The 23335-nt window shown below is 42.9% G+C and carries 20 protein-coding genes; 7 read left to right on the top strand and 13 right to left on the bottom strand.

Annotated elements, in window-relative coordinates; all coding sequences use genetic code 11:
• Window positions 1-6: 6 nt before the first annotated feature.
• Both FIU99_RS17260 and FIU99_RS17255 read right to left on the bottom strand, forming a co-directional pair.
• Window positions 7-240: a DUF3389 domain-containing protein gene (locus tag FIU99_RS17260; protein WP_006961012.1), complete on the bottom strand. Its 234-nt coding sequence runs from the start codon at window positions 238-240 to the stop codon at window positions 7-9.
• Window positions 240-692, bottom strand: coding sequence for a hotdog fold thioesterase (locus tag FIU99_RS17255; protein ID WP_006961013.1), 453 nt, complete (start codon window positions 690-692; stop codon window positions 240-242). The genes FIU99_RS17260 and FIU99_RS17255 overlap by 1 nt, the downstream gene beginning before the upstream one ends.
• An 84-nt stretch (window positions 693-776) precedes the next feature.
• On the opposite strand from FIU99_RS17255, the gene FIU99_RS17250 reads away from it, so the two are divergent.
• A complete protein-coding gene (locus tag FIU99_RS17250; protein WP_152472427.1) occupies window positions 777-1565 on the top strand; it encodes a M48 family metallopeptidase in 789 nt (262 codons plus the stop codon).
• A 29-nt stretch (window positions 1566-1594) separates the two neighbouring features.
• Here the strand turns inward: FIU99_RS17250 and FIU99_RS17245 are convergent, their stop codons facing one another.
• On the bottom strand, window positions 1595-2677 hold the full coding sequence (locus FIU99_RS17245; protein ID WP_006961015.1) for a site-2 protease family protein: 1083 nt from the start codon (window positions 2675-2677) through the stop codon (window positions 1595-1597).
• A gap of 235 nt (window positions 2678-2912) precedes the next feature.
• Between FIU99_RS17245 and FIU99_RS17240 the strand changes: the two genes are divergently transcribed.
• The 3 genes from FIU99_RS17240 (at window position 2913) to FIU99_RS17230 (ending at window position 5610) form a co-directional block, all read left to right on the top strand.
• Window positions 2913-3470 carry a PhnA domain-containing protein gene (locus FIU99_RS17240; protein ID WP_006961016.1) on the top strand — a complete coding sequence of 186 codons (558 nt, stop codon included), beginning with the start codon at window positions 2913-2915 and terminating at the stop codon, window positions 3468-3470.
• A 194-nt stretch (window positions 3471-3664) separates the two neighbouring features.
• Window positions 3665-4771, top strand: coding sequence for an alpha/beta fold hydrolase (locus FIU99_RS17235; RefSeq protein WP_006961017.1), 1107 nt, complete (start codon window positions 3665-3667; stop codon window positions 4769-4771).
• A gap of 254 nt (window positions 4772-5025) precedes the next feature.
• Window positions 5026-5610, top strand: coding sequence for a TfoX/Sxy family DNA transformation protein (locus tag FIU99_RS17230; protein ID WP_006961018.1), 585 nt, complete (start codon window positions 5026-5028; stop codon window positions 5608-5610).
• A 146-nt stretch (window positions 5611-5756) separates the two neighbouring features.
• On the opposite strand, the gene FIU99_RS17225 is transcribed toward FIU99_RS17230, so the two are convergent.
• On the bottom strand, window positions 5757-7631 hold the full coding sequence (locus FIU99_RS17225) for a methyl-accepting chemotaxis protein (protein ID WP_006961019.1): 1875 nt from the start codon (window positions 7629-7631) through the stop codon (window positions 5757-5759).
• Window positions 7632-7899: 268 nt separating this feature from the next.
• Between FIU99_RS17225 and FIU99_RS17220 the strand changes: the two genes are divergently transcribed.
• Window positions 7900-9795, top strand: a complete 1896-nt coding sequence (locus FIU99_RS17220) for a response regulator (RefSeq protein ID WP_006961020.1) — start codon at window positions 7900-7902, stop codon at window positions 9793-9795.
• Here the strand turns inward: FIU99_RS17220 and FIU99_RS17215 are convergent.
• From FIU99_RS17215 to FIU99_RS17205, 3 genes are all read right to left on the bottom strand, one after another.
• Window positions 9792-10496: a response regulator transcription factor gene (locus FIU99_RS17215; RefSeq protein ID WP_006961021.1), complete on the bottom strand. Its 705-nt coding sequence runs from the start codon at window positions 10494-10496 to the stop codon at window positions 9792-9794. The two genes, FIU99_RS17220 and FIU99_RS17215, sit on opposite strands and share 4 nt — an antisense overlap.
• A 21-nt stretch (window positions 10497-10517) precedes the next feature.
• Window positions 10518-10844: an Hpt domain-containing protein gene (locus tag FIU99_RS17210; protein ID WP_039952100.1), complete on the bottom strand. Its 327-nt coding sequence runs from the start codon at window positions 10842-10844 to the stop codon at window positions 10518-10520.
• 339 nt (window positions 10845-11183) lie between these two features.
• Window positions 11184-12692, bottom strand: a complete 1509-nt coding sequence (locus FIU99_RS17205) for a WD40 repeat domain-containing protein (RefSeq protein WP_006961022.1) — start codon at window positions 12690-12692, stop codon at window positions 11184-11186.
• Window positions 12693-12973: 281 nt separating this feature from the next.
• Between FIU99_RS17205 and aroQ the strand changes: the two genes are divergently transcribed.
• Entirely contained in the window at window positions 12974-13504 is a 531-nt protein-coding gene (gene aroQ, locus FIU99_RS17200; protein ID WP_039952102.1) for a gamma subclass chorismate mutase AroQ, read from the top strand.
• A gap of 28 nt (window positions 13505-13532) precedes the next feature.
• Here aroQ and FIU99_RS17195 read toward each other — a convergent pair whose 3' ends face one another.
• The 6 genes from FIU99_RS17195 to FIU99_RS17170 all read right to left on the bottom strand — a co-directional run bounded on the left by FIU99_RS17195 (window position 13533) and on the right by FIU99_RS17170 (window position 21430).
• On the bottom strand, window positions 13533-16010 hold the full coding sequence (locus FIU99_RS17195; RefSeq protein ID WP_152472426.1) for a cache domain-containing protein: 2478 nt from the start codon (window positions 16008-16010) through the stop codon (window positions 13533-13535).
• Between the two features lie 75 nt (window positions 16011-16085).
• A complete protein-coding gene (locus FIU99_RS17190; RefSeq protein ID WP_152472425.1) occupies window positions 16086-16877 on the bottom strand; it encodes an ABC transporter substrate-binding protein in 792 nt (263 codons plus the stop codon).
• Window positions 16878-16970: 93 nt separating this feature from the next.
• A complete protein-coding gene (locus tag FIU99_RS17185; RefSeq protein WP_064486338.1) occupies window positions 16971-17669 on the bottom strand; it encodes a DUF1223 domain-containing protein in 699 nt (232 codons plus the stop codon).
• A gap of 125 nt (window positions 17670-17794) precedes the next feature.
• On the bottom strand, window positions 17795-17983 hold the full coding sequence (locus FIU99_RS17180) for a hypothetical protein (RefSeq protein ID WP_006961027.1): 189 nt from the start codon (window positions 17981-17983) through the stop codon (window positions 17795-17797).
• A gap of 286 nt (window positions 17984-18269) precedes the next feature.
• Window positions 18270-19229, bottom strand: a complete 960-nt coding sequence (locus tag FIU99_RS17175; RefSeq protein ID WP_152472424.1) for a TerC/Alx family metal homeostasis membrane protein — start codon at window positions 19227-19229, stop codon at window positions 18270-18272.
• Between the two features lie 455 nt (window positions 19230-19684).
• Complete coding sequence (locus FIU99_RS17170; protein ID WP_152472423.1) at window positions 19685-21430, bottom strand: bifunctional UDP-sugar hydrolase/5'-nucleotidase; 1746 nt, start codon at window positions 21428-21430, stop codon at window positions 19685-19687.
• Window positions 21431-21663: 233 nt separating this feature from the next.
• Here FIU99_RS17170 and FIU99_RS17165 point away from each other — a divergent pair, with 233 nt between their 5' ends.
• Complete coding sequence (locus FIU99_RS17165; protein WP_021457128.1) at window positions 21664-23295, top strand: ATP-dependent endonuclease; 1632 nt, start codon at window positions 21664-21666, stop codon at window positions 23293-23295.
• Window positions 23296-23335: the final 40 nt, after the last annotated feature.

The raw sequence follows: 23335 nt of genomic DNA, 5'->3' as shown, positions 1-23335 counted from the left end.
TTAGGGTTATTGAATATCGATCCCGATTTCGTTTGCGATTTTGAGCAGTTGTTGTTCGTTATCAAGCTTGATAGACCATTTGGTCTCAGAGCCATTGGCAGCAATAACGTTAGCACCTCGACCGATAAGTTGAATTGCATCCACCTGAGCCTGCAATGTGATCATGTGTTCTGTAGCAACTTTCACCACAATTTCATGAGACGTGACGATGATTTTTCCGCTTTTAAATTCAACAACCATTATTGGTTAGCCTTAAGAGATTGTTTAGCGTTGCGTTTCTTCTTTACTGCAATGGTAAGACGACTGGTACACACTAATCTTTCTCGCTCATCAGTAATATTGATTTGCCATACTTGCGTAGAGATACCGAGATGAATCGGCTCCGCTCGGCCTATGACCTGGCCCTCTCGCATTGAGCGAATGTGGTTGGCATTAATGTCCAGCCCGACGCAATAGGCATCATCTTCAACACAAAAGTTTGCCGCAACAGAACCTAAGGTTTCAGCCAACACTACCGAAGCACCGCCATGCAGCATTCCCAACGGCTGGTGGGTGAAATGACAGACTGGCATTGTGGCTTCAATGAAATCTTCGCCAACTTTGCTATAAATGATCTTTAAGTGATCTATCAAAGTATTTTCAGATGTCGCATTCAGACGTTCAAGGTCAATAGGTCGTTTCCAGATAGTCATATAAGTACTCGTGATGATTCGTTACAAAGCATTGTAACCTAATGGTATGATTAGAAAAATAATAAGAGTGAAACGGAGCGTTCCATGCATAACTGGTTGAAATATACAGCCTTAGCTACCGTTGTAGGGTTAGCGGCCTGCACCTCATCGCCAACAGGACGAAATCAATTGCTGCTTTTTTCTGATCAAGACATGAGTGCTCTCGGCGCCCAGTCTTTTGAACAAATGAAGCAGCAGCAAAAAATAAGCAAAGACAAAAAGATAAACGCATATGTCCAGTGTGTCGCGAAAGCCGTCACGCAGCAAGTTCCTCAACAACCAGAGTTTAAAGATTGGGAAGTTGTGGTTTTTGATAGTGACCAAGTCAATGCTTTTGCACTGCCTGGAGGTAAAATTGGCGTTTATACTGGGCTGCTCAAAGTCGCGAAGAATGAAGACCAACTCGCGACTGTCATTGGTCACGAAATTGCACACGTTCTCGCTGACCATAGTAACGAGCGTCTGTCTCAGTCCCAGTTAGCCAACGCCGGATTACAAATCACCAGTGTGGCTTTGGGTTCTTCTGAGTACGCTCAATACCAAGGTGCGACAATGGCTGCTTTAGGACTTGGACTGCAATATGGTGTTTTACTGCCCTATGGCCGCACTCAAGAATCTGAGGCAGACTTGGTGGGGTTAGAGATCATGGCAAAAGCGGGCTTTGATCCAAACGAGAGTATCAGCTTGTGGCGGAACATGGCGAAGGCCTCTGGAGGAAAACAGCCGCCAGAATTATTGTCGACCCACCCTTCTCATGGGACTCGCATTCACGACTTGTCAGAAAAAATAAAATCACTACCGCACTACAACGTGAAAAAACCAAACTGTTCTTAAAAAAATGGGGAGCAACGTGCTCCCCATTTTTATGTTCCCAGAATCATCAGTGGTAAACGCAGCAACTGGTCACCAGTTCCGGCAAAATACCAGATGATGCCAATTAAACCTGCGACTAACGACAGATACCAAACAGCAGCAACAACCTGACCATAACGATCTAGCGGTAATAGGTGGCTGTGATGTCGACCACGCCATTCAATAACAATTTCTAGCGTACCCATGATAAGCAGAAAGCCGAACAGTGTAAGGCCTAAAGAATAGCTCAGCGCAACACCACCTAGTGCGGCAGCTGTACAAAGGGTTATCCCCATAAGGCTGTTCATAGAAAAGCTGATGCTCTTCAAAACATGGCCACCATCAAGAGGCAATATGGGGAGCAAGTTGAAAAGATTTAAGAATGCATTAAACACCGCTAAACCGGCGAAGAACATCTCTCCTGTTATCCAATACAGAACAACTAGAATCAACGATAGTACAAATCCAAACATTGGCCCCATAATCGAGATCACTACGTCTTGCCAACGCGTGTTGATCTTCTCGTCACTCAACGCTAAACCGCCAAGAAAAGGTACTAAGTAGATACCTTTGGTTTTCATTCCAAAGTACTTCATTGCTTTAACGTGGCCGTACTCATGGAAAACTAGGCAAGCAATCAACGCTAAGGCAAACTGAAATGAAAATAACCATGAATACGCTGCGAGGCTCGCAGAAGCCAACACCACCTTGATCAATTTTGCGCTCTTAAGAGCTTTCATTCCAAGTGACAATAAGCCAATTAGGCTAAATCTTTTCTCTGGTTCCGGTGGAGTAAAAGGTGTCTGCTTTTCTATATCTTTGGTGTTACGGCTCCCTTGAATCACAAGCTGCTCATTCAATGTCGCTTTATACTCAATCATGAACGGTTGCCATTCTAGAGATGTCTCAAGCCGACAATTCAGCTCTTCTTCACCATTGAGGAGTTTAAATTCGTGCGCAGACTCTTTGCCACGCTCTGAATCCGCGTTAAGTTGGGAGACTAATTGGTTGTCCCAAAAGAGTTGTTGCCACCCAGCAAGGGAGCCTTCCAAGCGTAGAGGCTTACCTAAAAAATCAATAGAAAGCAGTTCCAATGTGTGTCCTAAATATTTGTTATATAAACGCCGCTCATTATGCCGATTGTTATAAAAATGGTAAAGAATAGGGATTAAGATAGTGACAATGTCACACATATAAGATAACTATTGCGGGAATAATCCGCTAAATCAAGGCGGTTCGTACTCTACAAAGCCAATACCCCTTTATTTTCGATGGATAAAGTGGATAATAGCGCCCTTGATTTAATACCTATTTATATGTGAGCCCATTATGTCTTCAGAAGCGACCATGCTAGAACGTTGCCAATCTAAGTGTGAATTGTGCAGTGCTGAATCTCAGCTAACCGCCTACGCCGTTCCACCACACAGCCATGTGACTGTGGATCACGCTATTATGGTTTGCGACACATGTCTTGGTGAAATTGACGAGCCTAAAGACATCAACCACTGGCGTTGTTTGAACGATAGCATGTGGAGCCAAGTTCCAGGTGTGCAAGTCACAGCATGGCGCCAGCTAACGCGCTTAAACAGCGAAAGCTGGGCACAAGATGCGCTAGACATGATGTACATGGAAGAAGAGCAAATGAACTGGGCCATGATTGGTATGTCTGCAGATGACAAACCACTTGATTGCAACGGCGTTGAACTGAAAAAAGGTGACGACGTAACGGTAATCAAAGACCTGCCAGTACGTGGTACTAACCAAGTCATCAAGCAAGGTACGGTCATCCGCGGTATCAGCATTGGCGACGATCCGAAACTAGTCTCTGGTAAAGCGAACGGCGGTCAATCTATGTACGTTATCGCTGAATACTGCCGTAAGAAGTAGTTATAAATTGGTGATTTTTCTAAGGGCGCTATTCAGCGCCCTTTTTAATGCGCTTAAATTTCACACCAAATTTTCTAATTAAAGTCTAATTCATAATGATTAACTGTTAATCAACCAATATGAAGCCATACACTTATGCTTCGGCTGTTTAAGATTCAGCATTTCTCACGTCTAGAGATAACATAAAGTTGGCTATGAAAAGTATAAAACTCTTGCTCATATTGGTGAGTCTCTTCTCTTCGCACGTTGCTTTCAGTAACGAGTTCTATTCAGAAAAACATCATGGCAATGTTCAGTTCTACTCTTTGGGAGATTTTGAGCTAGAAAGTGACCAGATTTTGCGTGATGCACAACTTGCGTACACAACGCACGGTCGTCTCAATAAAGATAAAGACAACGCGATACTTGTCACGACCTGGTACGGCGCAACGAATAAGGTAATGGACGATGTTTACATCGGGCCGGACAAAGCGTTAAACCCAGATAAATACTTTATCGTTGTGGTCAATCAATTGGGTAACGGCTTATCGACATCACCTAACAACTCCAAAACACAGCCTGACGGTACATTTCCCAAGTTAAGCATTAGCGATGACGTGTGGGCACAGCATCAGCTCTTGTCTGACAAATTTGGCATCAAACAACTCGCTTTAGTCGTGGGTGGCTCCATGGGAGCACAACAAGTTTGGGAATGGGCGGTTCGTTACCCAGACATGGTTCAGAGAGCGGCTCCAATAGCGGGCACAGCAACCAACTCTGCAATGGCTTCACTCATTTCTGCAACACTAGAAGATGCGATCATCTCTGATCCTGCGTTCAGCGAGGGTGATTATGATGACTATAGAAATGTGAATGATGGTTTGAGTAGACATGCTGATTTATGGTCAGTGTTTGGATTTAGCGAAGACTTCTATGACCAGCAGCTATACAAAAAGTTAGGCTTTCAGAGCGTAGACAGCTTTCTCGATGGCGCTACAAGACGCTCATTCACATCAATGGAGCCTAACGTTCTCCTTTCTATGATTGATAAATGGCAGAGTCATGACGTAACACTCCCGGGAAAATCTCTCGAACAAACACTCCATGGTATCCGCGCCCTCACCTACATTATGTCAATCGATACTGACGGCGTTTTCCCACCACACGAACTGAAGAAGCTTCAGACAATAACGCCGAACAGTACCTACAAAGAACTTAAAACACCTTATGGGCATTTTGCGCTTGCCGGTTTAGACAATCACTTTGTTGAACAAGTTGATGAGAACCTAAGTGAGCTTTTGAATTTATCAGCCAAGAAATAACGCTGAAACATGGGTGAAACAAATCTCACAGGGTGATGCATTAGTCTGCGAACGTCGCATAGCATAGGTGCGACACCTATCCGCCTTACGGATAAACCAACATTTAATCTCTACTCTCTCGTAGATCGGTTAGCCCCAACTTCGGTTGGGGCCTTTTTTATCGTCATTCATAAAAGCGATACACGTTTAAAACACAACATTCCGCGCGTTTATCTAGTTTAGTGGTACGACTAACGAAGAACACCGCACTATTTATGTATTTAGATTCCATCCTTAACACGCTTCGCCCTATTGGAGAAATCACAACAACACCTATGTTTGGTGGATTCGGACTGTTTAAGGACAAAGTTATGTTTGCTCTCATTCATAAAGAACATATTTACTTTCGCTTTGACGACGCATCACAACATACCTTCGAGCCTGAAGCGCTAATACGATTCACTTATAAAAAGTCTGGTTCAATAACAAATACTCAGTACTTTACGCATGAGAGTTTCAAGTCCAACACAGCGCTTGTCTTGGAACATGCTCAAAACGCTTTAATCAGAGCTGAGCAACGTCAACAGAGCTCCAGAGTAAGCTTTAATGAGCAACGTATTAAAGACTTACCCAATATGACTTACAACATGGAGATCATGCTGAAAAAGTCAGGTGTAGATAGCGTCACAGCATTAAAGCGACTCGGGGCTTTGCAATCTTTTGTAAGGCTGAAAAAACGATTCCCAGAAGTCGGTGATAAAGCAGTTTTATCAATTCAAGGAGCCATTTCCGGTCAGCACAGCGCGGTATTGGCAAAGTCAGAACGTTCCAAGCTTTTAAGACTGGTTAAAACCATATAAAACAGAGGAAAATCTATAACTCGTTTGTTTTCGTAAGTTTGTTCACCATTCTTTCGAAGTTGAAGCAGTGCCTGATAGCTAAGAATTTCACTGGCCCCTCACTTTCTGGAGGGGCTTTTTGTGCGTTAATGAAAAATTGCACTCACCTAGTTCACATTAAAAAATGATAGGGTGTTTTTGAGATTGTTCACCTGAACAGAGATCGCCGTGTTTTCGCTTTTTACTTGCTGTGAGCTCACCGAGCTGTGTTTTACCGTCTCGTTAATACCATTAATTCTGTAAGAGATATCTTCCGTAACACAGCGCTGCTCTTCAGATGCAGCAGAAACAATCGAGTTCATGTCTGATATTTGTGTTGCCTGATGTTTAATCGCATCAAACGCTTGCGATAACTGTCCCATCATCTTGCTCGACTTATCAACGAGATCAACCGTCGAAGTCATATATTGATCAGCACATTGTGATTGTTCCTGTAACTTAGTAATGATGTCCTGTATATCGACAGTTGAAGACTGAGTTCGTTGCGCTAATGAACGTACTTCATCTGCAACAACTGCAAACCCGCGACCGTGCTCTCCTGCCCTTGCAGCTTCAATAGCCGCGTTTAGAGCCAATAAATTGGTTTGCTCAGAGATAGAATTGATCACTTCAACAACCGAGCTGATCTCTTCACAATGGTTACGCAAACCATTGACTATCGCAGCAGCAGAATCCATAGCCTGATTCACTTCCAGATGAACGGCATCTGTTTGTGACAGAAGTTCAGCACCACTGCTCACTACATTGAGTGTAGAGCGTGCAATTTCATCTGCGTTTGCTGCATTCTCAGATACTTCCATCGCAGCAATTGAAAGTTGCTTAGTTGCTGTCGCGACTTGCTCCACATCCGTAAATCCGGTTTCGGCACTTTTTACAGATGAGTCAACCAGTGTTTCAATTTTGCTCTGATTCGCAACTAACGAATGCATCTGATCTGAGGAACTCGAAACAATACCGGACACACTCGATTGAAGAGATATAAGCGACTGTTGAATATGATCGAGTTCATTGTTCGCTTTTCTCATCTCTAAAGGTTCAAAGCGCCCCTCCGCCATATTGGTAATGGTATGAACGATATTAGGTAAGTTACCCAGAGAGCGTTTAACAACCCAATACAAAGCGATCATTAGCAATATGCTGATGACGGCAAATATTAAGACTAAACCGTAGAGCATGTTTTTATGGATCGCCTCAGTGCCAGTCTGATTACTCCACACAAATAGGTCGTAGGTATCATTCAGCGCCTGTTTGGTAACGGTATATGGGATGTCTTCTTCAGGCGTGTGATAGAAATAAGGCGTATCACTAAGCTGATTAAAGTCAGGCCTTACGGTGTAAATATTTTTGTTGACCCACCCAAGATCCACCGTTCCTTGATCTGCCAAAACAATTTCACCCTGTTTAGTTGTTATGGCGTACTCAAGCTTAAAGTCTGGCATTAGGTCAGATAGAGAAACATCAATACCCAAAACACCAACCAACTTTTGATCGCGTACTATCGGTGCTGAAACTGACATAACGCGCTTACCAGTGTTACTAATATAAGGCATAGAGACATAACTACTAAAACCTCGCTCAGCAATAGCCAGATACCAGTCGCGTTTCATGCTGATTACGTTAAAATCTTTAACCCAACCTCTAGATAGTGCGCTAAATGGTGTTCCATTAAGGTCAGCAAAGTAAACGTCAATGAAGGCTTTATTAGTTTGTCGTACTTCTTCTAAAGCAGCTAAGGCTTGCTGCTGGTCGAACGCTTTATCCTCACCATAATAAGGAAGTAACGCTGCAAATTGCTTCGTGAGCACTTCTGTAGCATTTAAATTCTTGGAAAAAGTACTTACAACAATGTCAGATGTCGCATCCTTACTGGTTTGAATGTTCTTCCATTTCCAATCTTGTAAGTAATAATTCGCCACTCCACTCGCGACAAGTAGAACAGCAAACAAAACGGTTAAAAAAACCAATGATATCTTTTTCAGCATCTATTTTTACCCTAGTTTATTACTTCGATTGAATGAGCTCCTCTGCTTTAAAGGAGCCTAATTCGAAGAAGACTGGGATATTAGTTCAAAAATGCAGCACTCTTTGTTTCAGTTGCGTTTCATTGATGAATTAGCAACCAACCGCTGTTTATTTGTTGTTTGACAGCCAATATATTCATTAAAAACAACAAATTGATAAACCTTCCGCGCAATACTAGAATCAATTTGATTGCGTATTTTCAATGATTTAGTAAGAGATTTTGCAACAATGTACTCCAGCAGACGTTACATAGACCTTTTTGGCACAGCTTTAAAAGTTCAAATCATCGTCCTTGTCGTTCTTGTCATCGTGCTTTCTTGGCTGAATATCAAAGTAACGTCACTCAACAATGATCAAAGTGCTCTCTTAGATTACGAGTTTTGTACTTACAAAATAGATAAAGCATTGACGCAATTCGTCTTCTCCAGAAGCAAAATCAGTGATGCAAATATTCAGGAGTACATTGAATTAAGTGCAGAAAGGACTGCGTGTGTCGAAGGGCTATTGCAGTTATTGCGTTTATCTGCGGCGGATCTTAGCGACTACGAAGGGGTTGTTCTTCAGTACCTTGAAGACTTCAACACTGAGCAAGCCTATCTGATTAGCTTGGGCAAAGCTTATTCTGGCAAACGGATGAATGAGGTTCTCACGAAACACTGGCCTAAGGAAAAAGACAAGCTTTCTTACCATAGAAGCAGGCACGACACGTTTTATAACGTGAGGTTCACGTTGGAAGTGGAAGCCCAACAGGTTCAAACCATCTTTTTCTCCCTCTCCATCATTGTAATTATGTTGTTCATTGCGATTTGTTTCACCGTATTTGTCTTCTTCAAATACATTAACAAAGAGGTAATTCACCCACTACACTTCGCATCTAACGCGCTGCCGACAAATTTGGATGGAGAGAGCTCGACAGCGACATCGCTTTCGCAGGTAGAGTCAAAATCTTTAGAGTGTAACCTCCTCTTTTCTGCCATTGATAAATACTCAGAAAAAGTCGATAAGTTAAAAACGGATGCGGTAGAAACGGCGGAGAAAAAAACACGCTTTGTGAACTTTTTGAGCCACGAGATTCGCACACCGCTTAACGCCATCATTGGTAACTTGGATCTCGCTGATCAAGACAAAACGTTCGACCAAGCAGCGCTTGAAGACGTCATTACTGCATCTAGACTGCTCGACGACATCATTAACAACATCCTCGATTTTGCGGCTTTAGAAATTAATTCCATTACTCCCCAGCCTAAATATCACAGCTTACAGCACATTCTGGATTCGGTTTTACACACACTGAGCTATCTAGAGAACGAGCATAAAATCCAAAGCCATCTTGTCGTTGCTGACAACGTTCCTAGCAACTTATTTGTCGATCGCTTTTTGTTGTCGCAGGTAATGATAAACATCATTAGCAATATCATTAAACACAGTGAAACCGCCATTTATCGCATTAAGATCACTCAAAAAAATGGAAGTCTGAGACTTAGATTTATCGATAACGGCAAAGGCATCAGTAAAGCGTTGCTTCCAAGACTCTTTGATGAATTCGCACAGAGTGAACGTCATCAAGGTACATCTGGGTTGGGAATGAAAATCGTCAAGGAGTCAGTGCTGCTGCTTGAGGGGAAAATTCATATTTGGAGTAAAACGTCCTTTGGTACTGTTTTCCAAGTCGATATTCCCTTGTTACAGGATTCGGATAATGTAATCCAAGATCCTACCGATGCTCAGGCTACATCTGAGCTTCCAGCTACTAGGATGAAAATACTGGTCGCCGAGGATTTTGAACTCAACGTAAAACTGATGAAAAGAATTGCTAAGAAGCACCACCTGACAATGGATTTTGCCAGCAATGGGCGTGAGGTTCTTGATAAGTTAAATGATCAATCGTATGACCTAGTATTGATGGACATTCAGATGCCAGTATTGGATGGCATTGAAGCGACCAAGTTAATACGAAGAGATCAGCGTTTTGCGCACATCCCCATTTACGCCCTGACCGCAGACTCTGATCTTGTACAACAAGAGGTGTGCACCGATGCTGGGATGAATGGGTACATCACTAAACCCATTAAAGCCGATAAGTTGTTTACTCTATTAGCGGAGTTAGAAAAGAATTCTAGTTAATCATTAAAATTGAGTTGGTAGCCCTTGCCGCGAATCGTGCTAATCGACAGCGACTTTTTAAACGCGGAGTCGAGTTTCTTGCGAAGTCGAAACACGGAAAGGTCCATGCTTCTTGACCAACCATCGTAGGCGTAACCTTTAGTAATAAATGACAACTCATCACGAGAAACGGCCCGATTGGAGTTGATGGCCAGATAGTAGATGATGCTCATCTCTTTTAGCGTCAGTTCAAGCAAAGTGCTCTCGTGAGTAACCGTGTTTGCCCCTTTGTCGAAACTGAAGCCGTTTATGCTCAGTTCAGTTTCTTCGGATTCAGTGTCAGAAAGATCATCGTCTTCTTCAAATTTAAGGTGCTTCTTCATTCTCGCGTAAAGCACCTTAACCCCTCTCTCCTTTTGAATAAAATCGTCAGCCCCGAGATTAAGACTGAGTAGCTCGATCTCTTCATCACGACGCGCGGTATAAATAACAATGGGACTATTGACCACAGACTTCAACTCTTTGAAATGATCCAAAGAAAAACCCGATGGTAAAGAAAGATCAAGGATAACAAGGTCAATATTGTTCTCTACCGCTTTATTGAATGCAGAACCGACATCGAATGCCTGATGAACGATGACATCCCTGCACTCGAGGTACTTCTTAATTAACCTCGATGTAAAAATATCGTCTTCGACCAGTAATACAGATTTATAAGGCATTGGTTTTTCCGCGTCTTGTTATTAATATTCTGATTTTATGAGTAAAATGTATGTTGCCAGCATTGTATTGAATTGTTCTGCAATGAGACTCGAGCTACTGGTATTACGTTGTAAACGCTTTAATGTGGCTGCTAACGTATCAAACCCCATCACACCACAACTTCCGGAAATCTTGTGAATAGCAGAATCCAAATGGCTTTTTGAGTCCGAGTCTCTGATCAGAGTGTTTGCATGAACGGACAATTCCTCAATTAAACCCAACGCGTCATCCACATCTCCGTCGCATAACTCTTGAATAAAATAGAGGGTTTCTTGCTGAAGAATTAACCGTTCATTTTCAGGTATCATGTAAGTCCCAAAGTTTTCATCGCAGGTTAAGTAGGCATTTGTGTCGTATGAGTATAACTTGCGGGCCGGCGCTCAACGTCAAATCAAGGTCATCGTTCATTTGGATCAAGCACTTAGTGGAACAATCTACAACCATTAAGCCGTATTCAGAAGTTACCTTACTGAGCATGAAACGACTTAATGAGTTTAGATCATACTTTTTACTATTTTAACGAATGTTTCAATTTGGTTTCGTTGCTGGCAAAAATTCAATTTGATTGGAATGAAAGTCTCATGAACTGTTTGGGCATAAAAAACGCCCTTAATTAAAAGGGCGTTAGTAAGAATAAAGCGGGTAGTTTACCAACTATCGATATGAACCTGATTCCCACCATGCGACGATGCACCCCAGACTTTAATAGAGCCATCGCTTAGCACAGCGGCGAATGCTTGGTCATTACTGACAACCTGTTTAGCATTCTTAATGTCTAGGGCATCCACTTCGGCTTGCTTTCCACCATATTGAGTGTGTCCCCATACTCTAACGGAGCCATCTTCCAATAGGGCCGCAAATGCGCTGGAGTTACTTACAATTTGTCGTACTTTGGCGTCTCCGATTCTGGCGTTAACTTCCTGCTGATTTCCGCCGTAATAGTTGTTTCCCCATACACGTACCGAACCATTTTCTAGCAGTGCGGCAAATGCCCAGTGGTTGGCGCTAATTTGCTTTGGTTTAGCAAATCCAAGTGCATTAACTTCTTCCTGATTTCCACCGTGGAATTTATCTCCCCACACTTTCACCTTTCCATCCGATAGTAAGGCACCAAAAACCTTGCTATTGCTGAAGATGCGCTTTGCATCGCGTATCTCCAAGCTATCTAATCGTTGCTGGTTTCCGCCATATTTGTCATCCCCCCAAACGTTGACCATTCCATCTTTTGACAACGCCGCAAATGCCGCGTGATTACCGACAATACTCACGACATGTCCCATGTCGAGCAAGTTCACATCAGCTTGATGCCCACCTTTTTCGCGGTCACCCCAAACTTTTACTGAACCATTTCGCAGTAAAGCGGCAAAAGCCCCTGGTGTTGATACAACGTCATAAACATTATTGATGTTAAGCGCATCGACCTGCGACTGGTTCCCCCCTCGCAACGTGTCACCCCAAACTGATATGCTGCCGTCGGTTTTAAGAGCCGCAAATGCTGCGCTTGTACTGACGACCTTGCTAACATTGCGAAGATTTATCGTGGAGAAGGCTTGTTGATCACCGCCAAATCTGTTGTCTCCCCAAACACGTACTGAACCATCTTCCATTAACGCAGCGAACGCTTTGTCATTGCTGACTATCTCTTTTGCATTAACGATATTAAGCGCTTTTACTTCATCCTGACTTCCACCAAAGCGTCCATCACCCCACACTTTAACCGAGCCATCCTCAAGCAAAGCAGCAAAAGCACGCCCATTAGAGACAAGGTTCTCAACATTGTCTAAAGCAAGAGAATCAACGGAAAATTGGTCACCACCATTGTTTGCGTTACCCCAAGCCTTAACCGATCCGTCCTGCATTATTGCAGCAAATGTATCCTTACCAGACGTAATTGATACGATAGGAGCGCTTTCGTTCACACCATGATCCTGAGACTCCCCGTTTGAAGTCAGAATTTCTGCACTTTCTTGATTACACCCAACAACCCCAGCTAATGATGTAACGATCAATGCCATTCCACCCACTCGCTTTAACGCCCGTCCCATAGTGCCGAACCCAATAAACGTTAAGTTTGGAGCCCTACGGTGATTAGCTCTTATTGTTGCCGCGTTGCGGTACAAACAATGAGTTAATGGTTCTCTCTTGCTATGTTTCATCGACAGTAATTCCTTTGCACTACCTTTTACAGCGATCTTTTCGCCACCTCCATTCAACATAATTAATCGTATGCAATAGGTTGTTTCACTAATGTATCAAAGCCTTATACGCTTAATACATTTGAGAAACATTCGCCGTAGTTAGCGATGAAATACTGTGGATTCAAACACTTGTAGGTTACGTAACTCGGCCCTTTACTTTCTATTGGATACTGGATTTATGCACCTATATTTATATGCTATTTTCACAACTCTACACTTAACATCAGGAACTTATTTCAATGCGACTTTTACCCCTCCTACTCACCAGCGCAGTCATGTCTTTTCAAGTCTTCGCCGCCCCTACAAAAACAGATATTTTCTCAACCATTGATCATCGCCTCAGTTACATGGAGGACGTCGCACTGCACAAAGCAAACAATGGTATAGCGGTAGAAGATAAGAAAAGAGACGCCGTTGTCATTGAGTCTGCTAGCGTAGCGGCAGAAAAAGAAGGCTTAGACAAACAAAGTGTTGAAGCATTTTTTGCCGCTCAGATTTCCGCAGCAAAGGCGATTCAGTTCCGATACCGAGCTGATTTATTGACCGCACAAGAAACGCGTACCCCAAGAGATCTTAAGACAGTTATTCGCCCTGAACTAATCAAGCTTGGCCAAGAGATTACGGCGGGAATTGCGGAGTACCTAGATGAAGGCGGCGAATTTAAACAAAGTGACTGGCCAACATTTCAAGCAGCGATTAACGAAAGATATTTGACAGACGTCGATAAGAAAGCGCTCTTTGATGCATTGGTGCTCATTAAAACTCAATAACTTATTACTAGGAGGCTATGCGCCTCCTTTACGCTCGCTCTCGCTGAGCGTATTTATCGCATAGCTGATTGAAGGTCAGGGGTTTATCGAAATAGTAGCCTTGAAGCACCTGGCAGCCCATTTGATTTAGCAACTCCGCCTGACGTTTGGTCTCCACCCCTTCTGCCACTACATTAAGCTGATTAGAGTGCCCCATCGCTATGATGGTATTAGCTAAGCTGTCCAAATAGTTATCATCGTTGATATCGCGGATGAACTGTCGATCAATTTTGATCTCCGATATTGGAAGTTCATTAACGTAACGGAGAGAACAATAACCCGTCCCAAAATCATCAAGAGAAACACCAAACCCTTCCGCACTCAGGTTCGTTAATATGTTTTTGACTCTGTCCGTATCTTCAATGACAACATTCTCTGTAATTTCAAAAATAACCAGATGATTGTTCAACTCGTTTGAATTGAGAATGTCTTTGGCTTTTGATTCAAAATCTTTATGAAGAAGCTGCAGTGGAGAGATATTAATCGCAACGCCAACTTGGCTTTGATTCAATCGATTGAACAAGACGATATCTTTACAGGCCTGCTTCATCACAAAGTCGCCAATCTCGATAATCAATCCAGTTTTTTCAGCGACATCTATAAACTGATCCGGAGAAACATAACCAAATTCAGATGAATGCCAACGACACAATGCCTCAACTCCAATGATCTCGCCACTAGCAGCATTAATTTTAGGTTGGTAATGAACGCTGATTTCTTCTCTCGCCAAAGCAAAACTTAACTGCTCTTCTAGCGCAAACTGATATTCCAATATGTCGTTGATTCCTTTGGTGAAAAGCTGAATTTGACCTTTTGTTTTTTCTTTGGAAGTGTAAAGAGCAACATCAGAGTGAGATAACAATTCGGAAGAATTGGCGCCATGCTCAGGAAAAATTGCGATACCAATACTGCAGCTGGTGGATAACTGAATACCATGAAATAGAATAGGAACGGCTATAGCCTCTTGAATCCTTTCAGCTCTGAGATTTGCTTCTTCCACTTCAACAATAGGAAAACCAAAAACAAACTCGTCTCCACCAAAGCGAACCAATATCTCATCATCACGTTTGAGTTTCGAGAATGTCGCACTCACAGCTTTAAGCAACTCATCTCCAGCGTGGTGACCATATTTATCATTGATCCTTTTAAAGTCATCCAAATCAACGAATAAGACCGCGTATTTCGACTTATCTGTTTTACATTTCTCGATGCAGCTGTCTAATTGCGCATCCAGTCGGCTACGGTTAGGAATACCTGTCAACGAATCGATGTGGGCCAACCTTTCCAATTGCATGCTGCTTATCTCAAGCTGCTTAATATCCTCTTCGATTCTTTGCTGATAGTCATCGAAGCGTCTTTTGACCAATTTGCTGGCCCAAAACGACAAAGTGACAAGAAGCGACATTAATCCAACTAGAATAAGAATCACGCGAAGGAGGTCTTCTGAGTGGGCTTGTTTTAGCTTAACCACTTGCGGACTCAAAACACGTTCAACATGCTCAGTAAAAAAACCCGTTCCAATAATCCATCCCCATTCGGGTAATACCTGAACATAACTAACTTTATTTGAGTTGAAGATGCCCTCTGGGGTATAAGGGCTTTGGTATTCCACAAATCCTGACAAGTTGCCATTTAATGCCGTTCTAATTGTTTCAAGGAGTTCAGGCTCAGGATCTCCAATTCGGTCAGGGTCTTTATGCGCTAGTGTCACGCCTTTCATATCCATTACAAATACGTAGTTATCTTCTCCAAATCTTAATGCTGTCAGCCATTCCAGGAGCCTAAGCTTTATCTCATCCTCGACGTCAGAAACGTACTCACCAGTCCCGATAAACCAGTCAAAAGGTTCAAATTCCTTACCAAATCCAATCTTTTCAAACTCAACATCACCTTGTCCGGGTTTCTTATACCACCATTGGTAAAAGGCTTCGCCATTGGTTGATTGTCGGATGAGATCGATATGTTCTTTTAATATCAATGTTCCCTTGCTGTCTTTAGCGTCAATTTTGGACGTTCCTTCAATATGAGGAAGCAATCCATGCATAACGCTCGTACCTTCCATAGAAAATATAAAGAAATAGCCACGACCTTCATTAAACCTCACATCTCTCAATGCTTCAGATATTAAGGATTGAAGTTCTTCTTCTGCGTAATTGGGAAAAGAGCGATACAAACCGCTGGCGATGCCATGCGCTTCATAAATTCGCTCTCGAATATCGGCTTTTAATACATCGACTGCTTGAGAGGCTTCGAAAAGCAAATGTTGATGGATATTTTGCAATTGGCGTTTTGATTGATCGCGCTGGCTCTCTATAAAGTCTTGTCGAAAGCCGTCCAACAACGCATCAATTTTTCTTTGCTCCTCTCCGACAAAAATCAAAGTTATGGCTAACATTACCGTCATGGTGAGTGTCACCGGTAATATTTTTATACTTCGCAAAAGCCATAATTCTGAATCATTTGTCATAGACCAGCCCTGTAACCATAACCACAATCCTCTAATTATAGCTTTTGATTGTTAAGAGCTTTTCGTAATACAAGGTCACTTGTCGCCCGGTATCGCATATTTGAGTTTTCCTTCACTCTTAAGCATTTCAAAATACTTCCCAGACTCTCTCATTTTTTCAAAACCTCGCTCACATTGATTAAGAATCTCCTGTGCATTGGGAAAAGAGCGGGAAACCATGAGATGAAGTGAAGTTCCGGGAAATGGGTCGGGTAAGATACCGAAGAGATGCTGTGAATCTGGAAACAGTTTAGCAATCCATTTCCAACCAGATTCTGGATCAGCTGGGAGATAATCAATTCGGCCTTTTTGTAGCATTTGAAACGCTTTTTCTTCTGTTTGGGCTAGCACATACTCGTGCCCCTGCTCATCAAATTTTTCTTTAATGTAATAACCGAGATAAGTTCCGATACGGTAGGACATAAGTTCTCCAAGACTGACAGAGTCAGCCTTGGGTACAAGTGGTCGATAGTAAAATATTCTAGGCGGGTTTGCCGATTGGGTTATTGAAACAGAAAAGTCAGCAAATTCCTTTCTCGTTTTTGTGACAGCATAAGGGAAGGCGGCGAAAGCAGAGCCATGTTTCACCATAGTTTCAGCCCTTAACCAAGGAACATACGCTACTTCAATGTTCGTCTCCTCGCTTTGGCACATTTCAATAACGAGATCGACAAAAAAACCTTTACCTTCTCCTTTTGATGCATCTAAAACATATGGAGGCCAAACATCAGTAACAAAAGTCACCGTCTTCGCATATGTTTGACTGGTAAAAAATGCGAGCAGTACAAATAGACTTGGCAATTTAATTGCCTCTCTTAAAGTGCCCATATTAATGCCCTGCTAACAAAACCATTAATATGCTTCTAGTACAAAAGTGGTAACACTTCAAGCGTGACGGCGTCACATTAAGTCGGGTAATCTCTATTCAATTTTTCCCGCTACAGTCTGAATTCTCTCAAAACTGCCTGGTTTTGTTACCCATGCAACCACAGCATCAATGTCATTCAGTTCATTCGTCAATTCAAAATGCCAAGTTCCAGTCGAGGAGCGACTTTGCTGACGCTCCTTAGCGATAAAATCGTGTTCAAGTGACTTCCCTCTGTTTTCTCCGGCCTTCACTATGGTAGTTTGATTGTTAGCAAGAAACACAATCGTCGCGTCGAGATGTCCAGATTTGTCGAAGTTAAGAATGAATTTATTTCCTTTGCGACTAAGTGTCAGTCTCTCTGCGTTTCTAGGCTCTAAAGCTGGTAGCTCGCGGTTAACCCAATTGAAGAAGCCGCGCCATTCTTTACCATCAACAATAAATCCTGGCGTATAGACGCTACCCACGACATCATATGCACGATAAAGACGCTGAAGTTGGGAGTATTCAGGTTTAGCAAAGTCGTCTTGCCAGCCAAGGTAATCCCAATAGTCGACGTGATAAGCCACTGGGATAATTTCCTTCCATAGTCGATCACTTTCTTCAAACGTCGATAAATACTTGTCCGCTGGTGGGCAACTGGAACACCCTTCTGACGTAAATAACTCTATAACTTGAGCAGGTTGACCTTCGTGTGACCAGATTTGTCCACTAGAGAGGGTTGAGGCGACGGATATCGCTAATAATGTGTTCATAGACAGATCCTCTGATGTACTACTGACTATGACCGACCTAATGCTGACTCTATTTCATTAAAATTAAACAAAAAAAAAGCGCCAGCATTTCTGCTGGCGCTTAACAGTCTGTAAATGTACGTCTATTAACGATATAGACCGATATCCTTTTGGATGTGACCAGACATGTCACTTGCGTAGTAAGCGCGAGGTGTATTGTCTGTGAAAAGAATATCTAGTAGGTGTGCAATCAATCCTTTGAAAGTAACCGAGTAGGTTTTTTTGTCCATAGAGATTGGAGCGTTGATAGTTCCGATGTGCATTGCCTGTGCCATGATTGCCTCTCTATAAATCGTGTAATTCGTTTCGTTGAGGGGATATTAAGCAATAAATTACTGTTCAAAAAATGACAAATTTTTCTTTTTGGCATTAGTTTTTCTAATAAAACAAACCATTAACATGGTAGTTTGAAAAAAATGCAAACAAAACTAGATATAGTGCTTATTTATCCACTTTGATTGCATTTACTATTTATTGACCACTCAGAAACACGCTTCAAGTCACAAATATTTTACAAACTTACACATATTCAAGCTGGTAATTTGTCTCGATTAAATTAGTTTATTTATCGATACTTACTTCAACTTCTGATACCAATCTCTTTTGTTTGACCACCGATGCCACAACTGCAATAGACATAGTAATCAGTAATACAGCTAATGACAGCGGAGTGGGTATCTCCCAAGGTGACCCAACTAGCATCATCTTAATGCCAATGAAAATCATGATGAAGGACAATGCTGGTTTAAGGTAGATAAACTTATCCATCATGCCTTGCAAGACAAAGTACAAAGAGCGAAGGCCCAGCAAGGCGAATACGTTCGCCGCAAGTACAAGAAACGGCTCTTGCGTTACAGCGAAGATGGCAGGAATGGAGTCAAGCGCGAACATGACATCCATAAATGCAATCACACCAATCACAATCGCCATCGGTGTTAACACTCGTTTGCCCTGCTCCACAACCATCAGTGCGTTACCACGAAAATCATCCGTTACGTTCGCCCACTTCCTTATTAGCTTTTCAGGCAAGGGGTTCACCTCATCTTCTCCTTTGTCTCTTGCCAGCTGTACACCCGTCCAGATGAGGAACAGAGCAAAGACATAGAGAATCCAGTAGTACTGAGCAAGCAACTGAGCACCAACTGCAATCATGATGGCACGCAAGACAAGCGCACCAATCACTCCCCAGAGTAATGCTCGTGGGCGCAAATGTTCTGGCACTAAGTACTGATGGAAGATGATGGCAAACACGAACAAGTTATCAACGCTCAGTGACTTTTCTAGCAGATAGCCGGTTATGAATGATATGGTCGCTTTTTCAGCGCTGTAATTGCTTGCTGGGGCATAGATATCCCAAAAGAAATAAATGCTGGCAGCGAAGATGAACGCGATCAAAAACCAAAATAGGCTCCACGCTGCCGCTTTCTTGATAGTGATGTTGCCGCCACGGGTTTGCCATATATCTAAAGCCACCATAGACAGCGTTAGCAAACCAAAACCGAGATAAATAGATAGGGTCATTGTTCCTCCTGAGCGGAGGGATCTGAATAGTTCTTTGACGATCCCACCGCAAACAAACCAATCCAATGTGTAATTACATTGGTAACTTGATTGCGTTGGTCTCGTCGAAATGTGCGCCGCGTAAAGACGACAACATTTATACTTACCGGATAGAACTGAGTCTAACGAGATGACGATAAGTAAACTAGAGGCGACTACTCCCCAAACAGATCGGATTGTATTCTTGCGTATGGAAAACGTCTATAGCTAAAATCAAAAAAGGAGCCGACTTGGCTCCTTTTTTACATTAAGCGGAAAATTTACCGCCAGGTTATACTCCCCCGACAGGGATAAAGTATACCAGTGCAGACCAAACGCCTACCCAGCTAATCACGACGGCAACGTCGATCCAGTCTCTACTCCACATAGATTCCCCCAGAGTAATATTCATTTACTCAATTAACTCGGGGAATAAATTAGCAACCTTTATGCCACCACGTTTGCACGCACTGCTGTGGTCTATTCAAAGTATCGGGCAAGTCTGTCAGCAACTCGATAAAACAGTCGGCCATGGATGTCGTTGTAACAACGCCTTCATCTAGCATGTTCAGCATCGCCTCATACCCTTCTTTCCCTTTCATGGTATAGGCTGACGACGTCCCAACATAGTACTTTTCATCATCGACTTTTTTCCAACCGGCATCGGAATTAAAGATTTCCAGACCAAGGATCCGGCTACCGATTGGCGCTTCAGGCGCGTATTCAAAGTTCAAATTAAATGTATATGGATAGGAACCATCGCCTGTCCCTACTACGCCATTATTAGTGGCATTGTTGATTGCCCCTTCGAGTGCAGCGGCAATGTCCTTCCCTTTGAGTTGATAAACACCAATCGGCACGGCAAACGGCAATAGTTTTCCTGCAATATCAGCAACGGAAACATTTCCGACATTGAGTGAGTTTCGAACACCACCAGCGTTATGAATAGCAAACTCAGCATTGTGACCAAGCTTTTTCATAGAGTGAACAAAAGATTCCGCTACTAATGGCGCTAACTCACTGGCTCCTACCTCATCAGGGATTCGGACATGCCTCAGTGGCTTGTTAGCGTGCGCGATTACGTTACGTTGTAGCGTTCTAACGCGAGAAACATACTTTTCGTTGAGTAAAGTCTGTACTTCTTTGTCTTTCTTACACACTAAAACGTTCGGGTGGTTATCAATAAACTCACGAGCGGTGTGATAAGGCAGCTCATTAGTTGTTTCACTCATACTAGCATCTAGGAACACCCTTCGGCCTAGCAAGAGCTCATTCTTTCCATTGAACTTAACGATCTCACCTTGCTCGTTAAAATCGATGTCACAATGGCCCATGCTTAACGCGTGGTATCCCGCCTGTACAACATGAGTCCCATTGATTTTGATGCCGTAATCGTCATCTTTTTTAAGTCCGAGATCACTGAAATCACCTTGTAAACGGTGACTATGACCACCAACAATGACGCTGATTCCATCCACTTTTTCCGCCATATCTAGATCAGCATCGTAGCCCATGTGGCTCAATAGAATGATTTTGTTGATACCTTGGCTTCGAATCTGCTCTACCGTGCGAGTTGCTGTTTCTATCGCATTTACGAACGGCGTATCTAAGTCTGGGTTGGAAATATCTGCCATTTTATCCAGTGCCAAGGAAAAAATAGCAATGGGTTCACCGTCTACCTCTTTTACTATCCACTGAGCCGACTGAGTATCAGGGACATAAGAATGGACACGCGGCTTACCTCTTAAAGTCAGTTCTTTATCCTGACTTTCATTCGATAGATCCCAGTTGCCGGCAAGCAAAGGGAATTCAATTTGCTCTACAAATTTCGCAACAGGCAGGTTACCCATATCCAATTCATGGTTACCTAAGGCCATCGCATCTATATTGAGCGCATTGAGCATGGTCGCATTCGCTTCCCCCTTAAACAGGGAGAAATATAAAGTTCCCTGAAAACAATCTCCTGCGTGGAGGAACACCATTTGGCGATTGTCAGATAGTGATTCTTCGAGCTGTTTTTTACGTGTCGCTATACGCGCAAAGCCCCCGGCACTCACATACGGAGTAAGGGTTTCGCCTTCTACATTAATCGTAAGCTGTAGCGACGTTGGTTCAAAATAAGAATGGGTATCGTTTATGTGCGCAAGCCTAATCTTAGCCGCTTTATTGTTTTTATATTTCATATTTTCTTCTCTCATATTCGGCTACATCGTATCCCATCCTTTATGACAAATTCATTAACTTTCACACTTTTATTGTATACGCCGTTCTATATACATTGACTAAGGTGAGCAAGATCTCTTGTTGTTGATAGTAGATTACACCGAGCAAGCACAAACTTTGTGAGGTAAGCTTCTGCTTATTAGAGGTTTTTCTATTATGCTTTAGGTAACAATAGCTCAAACGGAGTCACTTCATGCTGCTAGAGCGGATTGAAATTTCCGGCTTTCGTGGGATCAAACGGCTATCCATCGCTTTTGACGAGCTCACGACCCTAATTGGTGAAAACACCTGGGGCAAATCTTCGCTGTTAGATGCCCTATCGGTCGCCTTGCCTCCTGAAGGCGTACCTTATCAATTTGAGATGACTGACTTTCATGTCGACTACTCGATTGCACACCCTCAAACTCAGCACCTACAAATTGTAATTAGCCTGATTTCTAACGATAAGAACGAAATAAACTCCGGGCGTTATCGCAAAATCAAACCGGTCTGGATTCAAGATGACCAAGGCACTAATAAGATCATTTATCGCTTAAGCGCCAGCCGTGACGGCTATGATGTCACCACACGATACGCTTTTCTCGATCGTGAAGGTAACCCACTTCCCTTACATCATTCAGAAAAGTTAGCGCAGGAGCTCATGACACTTCATCCTGTCATTCGCCTTAAAGACTCACGTCGCTTTGAGCGCCCAATCGGTAGTTTGGGTGATACCAATGACCGCATCGAGAAACGAATCAACAATACCTGCCGACGCTTGATGGCGATTCCTGGGCATGTAAACAAAGGCGAAATGAAAAGTAGCCTGAGCTCTATGAATGTATTGGTTGATCACTACTTTTCATTTAAGTCCAATGCGCGCAAGAACCTTCGTAAGCAAAGAGATGGTATCTTTTTCAGTGGCTCCCCAAACAACAAAAGCATCTCCCAAGTTGTAGAGGAAACGAAAAGTAAACAGACTCGACTTCTGTTTATGGGCTTACTCAATGCCTACCTTCAAGCTAAGGGGCCTAACAAGCTTCGCCGCTGTGCCAGACCATTGCTTATTCTCGAAGATCCTGAAGGCCGATTACACCCAACGCACCTTGCTCGTGCTTGGAGCCTACTTCAGCTTCTCCCAATGCAAAAGATACTCACCACTAATAGTGGAGATCTTCTTGGTCAGGTGCCACTTAACAGTATTCGTCGTTTAGTCCGGCAATCAGATCGAACCATCACGACATACCTTCCTGCGCAGGGATTTAGTAAAGACGAACTGAGACGAATCGGATTTCATATCCGCTTCCACCGCTCTGGAGCATTGTTTGCTCGATGCTGGCTATTGGTTGAAGGTGAAACGGAAGTCTGGCTTTTTAATGAGCTCGCTAACCAATGCGGATACAACTTAGCCGCTGAAGGCGTGCAAATTATCGAGTTTGCACAATCAGGATTGAAGTCACTGGTTAAGATCGCCAAAGCATTTGGCATCGATTGGCATGTAGTAACTGATGGTGATGCCGCAGGTAAAAAGTACGCGGCAGCCGTTCGTGCTCAGCTAGGGAATGATCAGGAGCGTCATCGTCTTACCGAGTTACCAGATCGAGATATTGAACATTACCTCTATAACAACGGTTTCGAACCCTTCTTTAAAGACATGGTTCGTATACCACTAGACCACCCGATTCCGGCAAAGAAAGTGGTGACCAGAGTACTCAAGAAATTCGCTAAACCTGACTTGGCATTGGCGATTGTTTCTCATTGTGAAGACAGAGGAATGGATTGCATACCAATACTGCTTAGATGGACGTTAAAGCGCGTAGTAACAATGGCTAACGGCAACACATAAAAAAGCGGCCTTGGTTATCTTATGTAACCAAGGCCACGTA

Source organism: Vibrio sp. THAF64 (assembly GCF_009363455.1).
Taxonomy (GTDB): Bacteria; Pseudomonadota; Gammaproteobacteria; order Enterobacterales; family Vibrionaceae; genus Vibrio; species Vibrio coralliilyticus.
The sequence above is the reverse complement of the archived record's forward strand: the minus strand, read 5'-3'. Positions and strand labels throughout refer to the sequence as shown.